The following is a 9,910-nucleotide window of genomic DNA, read 5'->3' on the forward strand; positions in this document are numbered from 1 at the left end:
TTATAAACTATTGACTATTTGCTAGCGAAGTATCAATTTTATCTAATGCTTCTGCAGGTTCATAAGTTCCCTGAAGCACTCCAAAGATTCCGTCATATAAAGCTTCCTGTACTGCTGATGGTACTGTAAGATCTGGTGCTGCCTCTGGACTTTCCCATCCACTTGCAAGCGATTCAAGCATTGCATTCATTGCATACTGTGAATCTGATGCTGCAACACCTTCATAATTTGTTGCCGGGAAAATAGATCCTTCATAAGACAATTTTGCAGCCTCTTCTCCATAATAGAATTTCAGGAACTCATATACGCCTTCTTTTAATTCTTCATCATCCGCAACTGCTGCACTGACTCCGATTGGTGCAGATGGAACCTTCATTGCTATATCCTGATTTGCCTCAGTATCTGTAAATTTTGGTCCCCACCAGAAACCAATTTTGTCACCAAGATTTTCATCAAATTCTGCACAATCCCACTGACCAGTACCAAACATAGCTGCACTTCCTTCATCAAAGAGCTGTTTTGCATCAAAGTACTCAATTGTTGCCATGTTTTCAGGGAATGCCTGTGCATCTTTCAGTCCCTGTAACTTTTCAAAGCAAGCAAGCAATTCTTCATTATTAAACTTGTCTTTTCCGCTAAGGATATTTTCAATATTATCTTCCCAACCATATCTTGCGAGGAATTCATTGAACTCCCACATTGCAAATGCACTGTTTTTGCTTCCAATTGAAAGAGGTATTATTCCACTTTCTTTTAATTTTTTGATCATCTCAATAAACTCATCGTAAGTTGTATCATCCGTTGGATATGCTACTCCTGCTTTATCAAAAAGATCCTTATTATAAAAGATTCCCTGCACATTACACTGATATGGAAGACCATATTGTCCATTATCGTCTTTGAATGCTGATTCCATTCCACCTAGAGCCTCTTTTATATCAGCATTTTCATCCAGGAATTCTGTCAGATCCATCAGCACTCCTGACTCGCTATACTCGGATGCCTCAGAACCTTCGATCCAGAAAATCTCTGGCAATGTACCGTCTTCTGCTTTCAACTTCATATTTTTCGAGTGCGTTTCTGTGTCAGCAGCTTCAAACTCCACTTTATATTTTCCTTCATTCGCTTTATTAAACGCCTCTACAATACTATTTGTCACTGGTTCTTGTTCTGCCGGATTCGCTACATGAATACCAAATTTAATAACTGTTGCTCCGCTTTCATCTGTTGCTTTTTCACTACTACTGCCGCCGCATCCTGTCAGAAGCCCCATAGTCAAAACGCCTGCCATCGTTGCAGAAAGAATTCTTTTTACATTTTTGCTTTTCATAATTCTTTTTCTCCTTTTTTTGCTTCACTTAATTATGGAACCCGTTCCATATTCATTAAAAAAAATCATTAATATAAAAATATTTTCCGGGGATTACTCTTTGTGGAACGGGTTCCACAAAGAGTAAAAAAAACAAAATCTCCAATGTGCACTTTTTCGATTCATCTGACTTTATTATATTACTTCCCAGCAAATTGTCAATATTATTTCTTTGCATTATAGTCTTTTTGTGTATTATATCAGAACTTCGCCCATTATTTTTGTGCATTATCACAGTTTTTCAATCGTTGTTCTTCCATATCTTACCTGCACATTTAAAAGGATCTTCTTATCCTTATAGACCCTTCCTCCTATCAGCCTGTGAATCAGTCTCACTGACTCTTTTGCCAATCCTTCTATTGGTTGAACAATAGCTGTAAGCTTCGGCTCTACAATCTCAGTAATAAAAGTTCCATCATAAGCAATAAACTTTACATCTCTTGGTACTTTCTTATGTCTGCGAATGGCTTCATTCATACATTCAATTACCAACCGGTCCACACCAAACACGCCATCAAATTCAATATCTTTTGAGAATACTTCTTCCACCACTTCTTTATAGTAGGCAGAATCCATACGATTCCATTTTAATTCGTATCCATAAGTCTGAATATTATTTTTCTTCATAATCCGCTCAAACTCATAATGTCTTTCATGATAGGGAGATTCCACCTGCACTGCCCCTTTAAAATGCAACACCTTCTTACACCCATTTTTTATCAACGTCTCAGCGGCCAGTCTCCCTCCTTCCTTATGGTCAACCGCAACCACCGGAATGTCTTCACCGAGGTAACGATCAAGTGCTACAATCGGTTTATGAATCTTCTTATACTCTTCCACATCCAGCGAATGTACACCTGTAATAATCCCATCCACAATATGACGGTTCAACATATCCAGATATTCCAATTCTGCATTATGAGTCTTTGCCGTATTGCAAAGCATCATCTTGTAACCCAGCTGATATAATTCCGCCTCAACATAATCTACAAATTCTGCAAAAAACGGATTTGATACGTTCGGCACTAAAACAGCTATAATCCCCGTCTTTTTGTGATATAGATTTCTTGCCAACTCGTTGGGTGTATAGTCGAGTTCTTTCATGGCATCTTCAATTTTAGCTCTTGTCTCCCCTGAAACGTACCCGCTTTCATTCAAAAGTCTTGATACAGTTCCTACTCCAACCCCCGCTCTTTTTGCAACATCTCTGATACTCGCCATTTTCCTCCGCCTTTCCATAAAATTCCTACTTCTATTTTAAAATAATTCAGCTAAAAGTCAAACAAAAGATACCTTATTCTTTTACTAACATAACACAATAAATATATACTAATATTTCTCCATCCCTTGGGAAAAAGTAGATTCTCTTTAATGATTACATTTGGCATTTTTAATCACACTGCTTACCTACATAAATAGGAAAAAACAAGTAAACAACAAATAAACCTACCTTTGCACTCAGCAGTCTAGGTAGGCTTATATTTTACATTAATGGCGATCCACTTTGTGGACAGTTATTCCTTTCTCATCTATCATATATCACATCATAACATGTATTGTAAGCATATAAATTTTCCAGAGTATCTTTGCGATATCTGAAACTATTAATTTCACAACTATTCCTCTTCACTCCAGAATTATCATATAGTCATGTTCAAACTTCACGACTCTCTCTTCTCCTTGATACCGGATAACCAATGTCTCATACATCTTCTCATATCCCTGATGAATCAGCTCCATCGACAGCTCGTTTCCATCCAATGAAAAGCGGTACAGATTATATTCACCCTCCTGATAGTGGAAGTCTTCCCCATTATCCTGATAATGAACATACTCTGCTTTTCCCGGATACACCTCCAAAATCAATACCTTGTCCTTTTCCTCTGACGTAGAAAGTCTTGGTGGATACTTTGGTAATATACCTCCCGCTTTTACGAAGATTGGACACTCATCTAGTTCTGCATGGCGAATCTTATACTGTCCGCCTTGGATTTTCTCTCCAGTCCAGTAATCATACCATTCTCCCTCAGGGAAATATATGAGTTTCTGACGCATTCCTTGTTCTGTCACCGGTGCAACCATAATATGATCTCCGACCATGAACTGTCCGTTCAGATTCTTCGTCTCCTCATCCTTTTCATAATTCATAACCAGCGGACGCATCAGTGGGAGCCCTTCTTGCTCTTCTACATGGCACAGATCATAGAGATACGGCAGCAATTCATACCTGAGATTCAGATATTTCCTGTATATATCTAGCACTTCCTGATCAAAAGTCCACGGCTCTTGCCTTCTTGTTCCCATTGCTGAATGATTTCGGCAGAATGGCGAGAAGCATCCCACTTCAATCCAGCGACACATCAGTTCTTTCGTTGCATCCGAACCAAATCCGCCAATATCCGTTCCCACATAGGGGATTCCGCTTAAGCCAAGGTTACACAGCTGCGGAATTGCCATCTGCAGATGCGCCCAGATACTGTGATTATCTCCTGTCCAGGCAATGGCATATTTCTGAGAACCACTGTAGCATGCTCTCGTAATGACAAATGGCCTTTTACCGGTCAACTTCTTTAATCCTTGATAAGTTGCCCTTGCCATATTATGTCCATAGACATTATGCATTTCTGCATGAGTACTCTTCCTGCCGCCATCGTAAAACACAACATTCTCCGGTAGTTCCCCTTTAAAACTTGCTGGTTCATTCATATCGTTCCAGATTCCGCTGATTCCGGACTCCATCAACATACGATGGTTTTCTCCCCACCAATCACGGACCTCATCTTTGCCAAAATCCGGATAAACCGCATCTCCAGGCCAGACTGCATTTTCATATATCTGTCCGTCCTCGTCCAGAGCAAAGTAGCCTTTTTCAACACCTGTATCATACACTTCATATCCCTTTTCAACTTTTACTCCGGGATCCATGATGGTCACAAGCCGGATTCCCATATCTGACAGATCATCCGTCAGCTTCTTCATATCCGGGAAACGCGTTTCATCTACCGTAAACACTTTATATTTTTCCATATAATCGATATCCATATGGATTACATCACAAGGAAGGTGATATTCACGCATGGACTCCGCAATCTTTCGAATATCTGCTTCACATTGATATCCCCATCTAGACTGATGGTATCCCAGCATCCACATCTGTGGCAGCGGCGCGGTTCCAGTCAGGTAAGTATATCCCTTCACTACGTCTTTCATCGAGTCTCCGCCGATGAAATAATAATCCAGATTGCCCTGGTCTCCACCGAACCAATAGTAATCATCCGATTCCTTTCCCATATCAAAATATGTACGAAATGTATTATCAAAGAAAAGTCCAAAAACAGTATCCTTTTTTAACGTAATAAAAAATGGAATAGATTTATACAATGCCCGGAAACTATCCACATGAGGATCTGGATCATCCGTATTCCAGTTCATATATTCATATCCACGCTTATTCAAGAACCCCGTCTTATCACCAAGTCCATAGAAGCATTCGTCTCCATCCAGCTTCTTCAAAACCTGAATCACATGACCATCTGCATTCTCCTGGGTAGAGTGTCCCTCTCGCTCTAAAAGTTCCAGCATCTTCTGGTCAAGTGACTGACTAGAGACTCTTTCTCCTCTGTAATCAATACAGACTGGCTTTCCATCTTTATCATAGATATCCACCTTGGCCTCATCAAAGACTTGCACGGTAAGTTTCGGCAAATGAATCTGGACACTTTTCTCATCTTCTTCTATAGCGAATGCCACCTTTCGGACTTTGTCCCCTTCTATTGCCTTAGATACCGGGCGCTCTTCGGACAACCGCGAAAATACTCGGATAATTTGTCCGGTAATAATCTGAATCTCCAGTTCTCCCTTTTCAAAAGAGATATAAATTATGTTTCCATCTTTTTTATGTTCTTTTAATCTGCCATATTTCTTCATCTTACTCTTCCTGTCACTTTGGTAAGTGCATATATCTTCTCCAAAATCTCATCTGTCAATGCACCTTTTTTCATTCTCCATTGCCAATTGCCGCCAAGCGTAGATGGTGTATTCATACGCGCCTGTGATCCAAGGCCAAGGAAATCCTGCACCGGAATGATACACGTATCTGCTACGCTGCGCATTGCCAGACAGATATAATCCCAGTGAATCTCTTCTTCATCTGTCGCCCAATTATTCAGATATGTCAGTGCCATTTCTTTATCTTCTGCACTGATGCACTGATACCAGCCCTGTAACGTATCATTGTCATGCGTTCCTGTATATACTACACAGTTCGTTCCATAATTATGTGGCAGATAATCACTTTCCTCACGGGAATCAAATGCGAACTGCAACACTTTCATTCCCGGATAGCCGCTGTCTGAAAGAAGCTGCCTTACGCTTTCTGTCAGGAAACCAAGATCTTCTGCAATAATTGGAAGATCTCCCAGTCTTTCTTTTATTGCATTGAAGAGTTCCATCCCCGGTCCCTTTTCCCAGTGTCCGAACTCTGCTGTCGTATCTCCATACGGAATCGAGTAATATTCATCAAATCCACGGAAATGATCAATTCTCATAATATCATACAGGCGGAAGCAATGCGCGATACGCTGTACCCACCATTCATAATTTGTTTCTCTATGATAATCCCATTTATATAATGGGTTCCCCCAGAGCTGACCTGTGGCTGAGAATCCATCTGGCGGACATCCTGCCACCGCAGTCGGAAGATGATTCTCATCCAACTGGAACAACTCAGGATTGGCCCATGTATCTGCGCTGTCAAATGCTACATAGATTGGAATATCACCAACAATCTGAATCCCATTTTCATTGGCATAAGACTTAAGTTCGGTCCACTGTGTGTAAAAAAGATATTGCAGATACTCATAGAATTCTATCTCATCCTGCAATTCATTTCTATAATAAGCCATTGCTTCAGGCTTACGAAAACGGATATCTTCTGCCCAGCTGTCCCAGCTTCTTCCGTCAAACTGGTTCTTTACTGCTGTATAGAGTGCATAATCCTCCAGCCAGTATGCTTCTCTCTCTTTAAATGCACGGTAGTCTTCTTCCTGAAGTCCACCGCTGTCTTTGATTCTTCCATATGCAATCTTTAAAATCAAGAACCTTGCACGAAAGATTTTCTCATAATTTACAGATTCTTCATCATCTCCAAAATCAGCCGCCTTACATTCCTCTTGTGTAAGATAACCTTCCTCGATCAATGACTCCAAATCAATAAAATATGGATTTCCTGCATATGTGGAAAATGCCTGATAGGGGGAATCACCATACCCGGTAGGTCCAAGAGGCAGAATCTGCCACAAAGATTGGCCGGATTTTTTCAATAGATCCACAAACTCATATGCCTCTTTCGAAAAGCAGCCGATTCCATAGGCAGATGGCAGTGATGATATCGGCATTAACATTCCATTTCTTCTCATCATGTTTCTCCTTTACTAAAAAGGAACCCGCTTTCATGCGGGCTCCCGAGTTATCCTTTTACAGCACCTGCCGCAACACCCTTAATGATATGTTTCTGACAGGACAGATAGAAGATAATTACCGGAATAACGGCAAGGATAAGAGCAGCCATAATCGCGCCCATATCTACTCGTCCGTAGCTTCCCTTCATATACTGAATAACAATAGAAATCGTCTTATACTTATTCAGGTCAAGTACCAAATACGGAAGCAGGAAGTCATTCCAGATCCACATCGTCTCCAGAATACCTACAGAGATATAGGTAGGTTTCATGATCGGAAGAACTACTGAGAAAAATGTACGAAGTGGAGTACACCCATCAATCATAGCAGCTTCTTCGATTTCCAGCGGAATAGACTTTACAAATCCACAGAACATAAAGACCGCAAGTCCCGCTCCGAATCCCAGATATATAATGATGATTCCCCATGGTGTGTTAAGTCCGGTACGGTCTGCAACCAGTGAAAGTGTGAACATGACCATCTGGAATGGCACTACCATTGAAAATACACAAAGCAGATAAAGAAGCTTTGTAAATTTTGTCTTTACTCTTGTAATATACCATGCACACATGGATGTACATACAAGAATCACCAATACAGAACCAATCGTAATAAATACCGTCCAGCCAACGGCACTTAACAATTCATATTTATCAATCGCAGCAAAATAATTTTCAAATCCTACATAAGTCTTTTCTGTCGGAAGTGCAAATGGTTCCTTATTGATAAATACCTTTTTCTTAAAGGAGTTCATAAGCACGATTAAAATTGGTGCAATGTAAACAATACCGATAATCGTAAATACACCGGTACCTACCCAGCTTAATTTTTCTTTTATTTTCATCTACTGCTGCACCTCCTTGGAACGTGTTGCACGAAGCTGTATCATTCCGATTGCTACTACGATCAGGAAGAAGATTACAGCCTTTGCCTGACCGACACCTTCCCATCCGGTACGTCCATAGAACGTATTGAAGATATTCAGTGCCATTAACTCAGACAGTTTTGCCGGTTCACCTGCTGTCAATGACAGGTTCTGATCAAAGAGCTTGAATCCATTGGTAATGGACAGGAACATACAGATTGTGATGGAAGGCATCATCATCGGGATCGTAACCTTGAAAAGTCTCTGGATCGGTGATGCACCGTCAATCTGTGCTGCTTCCATAACATCCCCCGGTATCGCCTGCAATCCTGCGATATAGATAATCATCATATAACCAATCTGCTGCCAGCTTACCAGAATAATGAGTCCCCAGAAACCGTACCACTGATTCAGGCTGATTGCAGTGTTATAACGAGCCAGGAAACCATTAAAGATCAACTGCCAGATATAACCGAGCACGATACCGCCGATCAGATTCGGCATAAAGAAGATAGTACGAAAGATATTGGTTCCACGCATCTTCTGCGTCAGTGCCATAGCCAGTAAAAATGCAATTACATTAATTACAATAAGTGATACTACTGCAAAGAGAACAGTCATCCAGAATGAATGACGGAACATGGTATCCTTTAATGCTTCGATATAATTGGAGAATCCTACAAATTTTGCATCTGTAACTGTCGTGAACTTACAGAAAGACAGCCAGATACCCATAATAAACGGAACAATGAAGCCGATGATAAATGCACAGAATGTCGGAAGTACAAATATCGGCATATAACGTTTTATGGCTTTTTCCATAAAACTCCCTCCTTCTCTCTAAAAACGGCGAGCGAACTATTCGTCGCCCGCCGTCTGTCTCTTATGGTTTCTTTTTTATTTTGCTGCTGCAGCCTCTGTTGCCCATCCGTCAACGAATGCAGTTACTACTGCATCCCAGTTCGCATCTGTCTGGTCTGCTGCGTATGCTGTAAGTGCAGAACCAACACCGTTCTTCCACTCTTCTGAAGGCATTGTAGAGAAGTTCCATGAAACAGGAGTCTTGCCTTCTTCCAGATATTTATTAGCTTCATTTACAAGTACGTTATCAGATTCCAGATTAGACTTGAATGGAATTACGAATCCCATATCTTTGCACATAGCCTCAACACCTGTATCAGATGTTACACACCAGTTAATAAAGTCAAGTGTTGCCTGAATATCATCTTCAGAAGCTTTTGCATTGACACACCAGTAGTTTTCTGTACCTGTGCAGACACCCTGATCTTCTTCACCTTCTACGCCAATGTAGATTGGAAGGATTCCAAGATTCTCATCGCCAAGATCAGCGACATCGTTATATGCCCATGTACCATTCTGATAGAATACTGCTTCTTCTGTTACAAACTCTGCTACTGCATCGTCACCTGTCTTTGTAGAAAGAAGTGTAGGATCACAGGTTGCATTGTTAATGTACAGATCCCAGATTGCACGGTAGTTATCAAGATATGTACCCTTGATTGCATCTGTGTTGTCGATACCTTCATCTTTGTATTCATAGTAGATCGGAAGGTTTGCAAGATGTGTCTTGAATCTCCAGTCAGAGGATCCGTCCATACCTGCAGATGTGAATGCAGAGAATCCAAGTTCATCTTTACGTGCTGTGATATCTTCTACTACTTTCTTGAAGCTGTCAAAATTCGTGATATCATCTGCTGTATATCCAGCTTCTTTCAAAAGTGCTTTGTTGTAAATAATTCCGTAGTTTTCAATAACGTATGCGATACCTGCCATTTTATCTCCGTCCATCAGTGCGAAGCTGTCATCTGTAAGCTCGCCTGCGATGTCAGAACCAGATAAGTCATAGCAGTAATCCTTCCAGCTTGCAAGACCTACCGGTCCATTTACCTGGAATAATGTCGGAGCGTCTGTCTTGGCCATCTCAGATTTTAATGTCTTCTCATATTCTCCAGATGCTGCTGTCAGAACGGTTACAGGAACGCCAGTCTCATCTGTATAAGCTTCTGCAAGAGCCTGCCACTGCTCGTCTGCTTCTGGTTTGAAGTTAAGGTAATATACTTTACCCTTTGCATCCTTAGATCCTTCATCGGATGAAGAACTTCCACATCCTGCAAGGAGGCTTAAGGACATTGCTGCTACCAGTAAAACCGATAAAACTTTTTTCATTTTCATACTGTTCTCCTCTTTTCTAAAAC

The 9,910-nt window shown here is 40.8% G+C and carries 7 protein-coding genes; all 7 read right to left on the reverse strand.

The genetic code is table 11. The features are described 5' to 3' along the window. Positions 1–7: 7 nt before the first annotated feature. Positions 8–1,330, reverse strand: coding sequence for an ABC transporter substrate-binding protein (locus tag JQM81_RS02620; RefSeq protein ID WP_235231974.1), 1,323 nt, complete (start codon positions 1,328–1,330; stop codon positions 8–10). Positions 1,331–1,600: 270 nt separating this feature from the next. Beyond that, a complete protein-coding gene (locus tag JQM81_RS02625) occupies positions 1,601–2,590 on the reverse strand; it encodes a LacI family DNA-binding transcriptional regulator (protein ID WP_235231975.1) in 990 nt (329 codons plus the stop codon). 405 nt (positions 2,591–2,995) lie between these two features. Next, positions 2,996–5,296, reverse strand: a complete 2,301-nt coding sequence (locus JQM81_RS02630) for a glycoside hydrolase family 31 protein (protein ID WP_235231976.1) — start codon at positions 5,294–5,296, stop codon at positions 2,996–2,998. Then, on the reverse strand, positions 5,293–6,786 hold the full coding sequence (gene malQ / locus JQM81_RS02635) for a 4-alpha-glucanotransferase (RefSeq protein ID WP_235232015.1): 1,494 nt from the start codon (positions 6,784–6,786) through the stop codon (positions 5,293–5,295). Before malQ ends, JQM81_RS02630 begins: the two co-directional genes overlap by 4 nt. A 50-nt stretch (positions 6,787–6,836) precedes the next feature. Then, a complete protein-coding gene (locus JQM81_RS02640) occupies positions 6,837–7,673 on the reverse strand; it encodes a carbohydrate ABC transporter permease (RefSeq protein WP_235231977.1) in 837 nt (278 codons plus the stop codon). Beyond that, a complete protein-coding gene (locus tag JQM81_RS02645) occupies positions 7,674–8,516 on the reverse strand; it encodes a carbohydrate ABC transporter permease (protein WP_235231978.1) in 843 nt (280 codons plus the stop codon). Positions 8,517–8,591: 75 nt separating this feature from the next. Then, entirely contained in the window at positions 8,592–9,887 is a 1,296-nt protein-coding gene (locus JQM81_RS02650; RefSeq protein ID WP_235231979.1) for an ABC transporter substrate-binding protein, read from the reverse strand. Positions 9,888–9,910 lie beyond the last annotated feature (23 nt).

It is taken from the genome of Faecalicatena contorta (assembly GCF_021531895.1).
In the GTDB taxonomy this organism is placed as follows: domain Bacteria; phylum Bacillota; class Clostridia; order Lachnospirales; family Lachnospiraceae; genus JAFBIX01.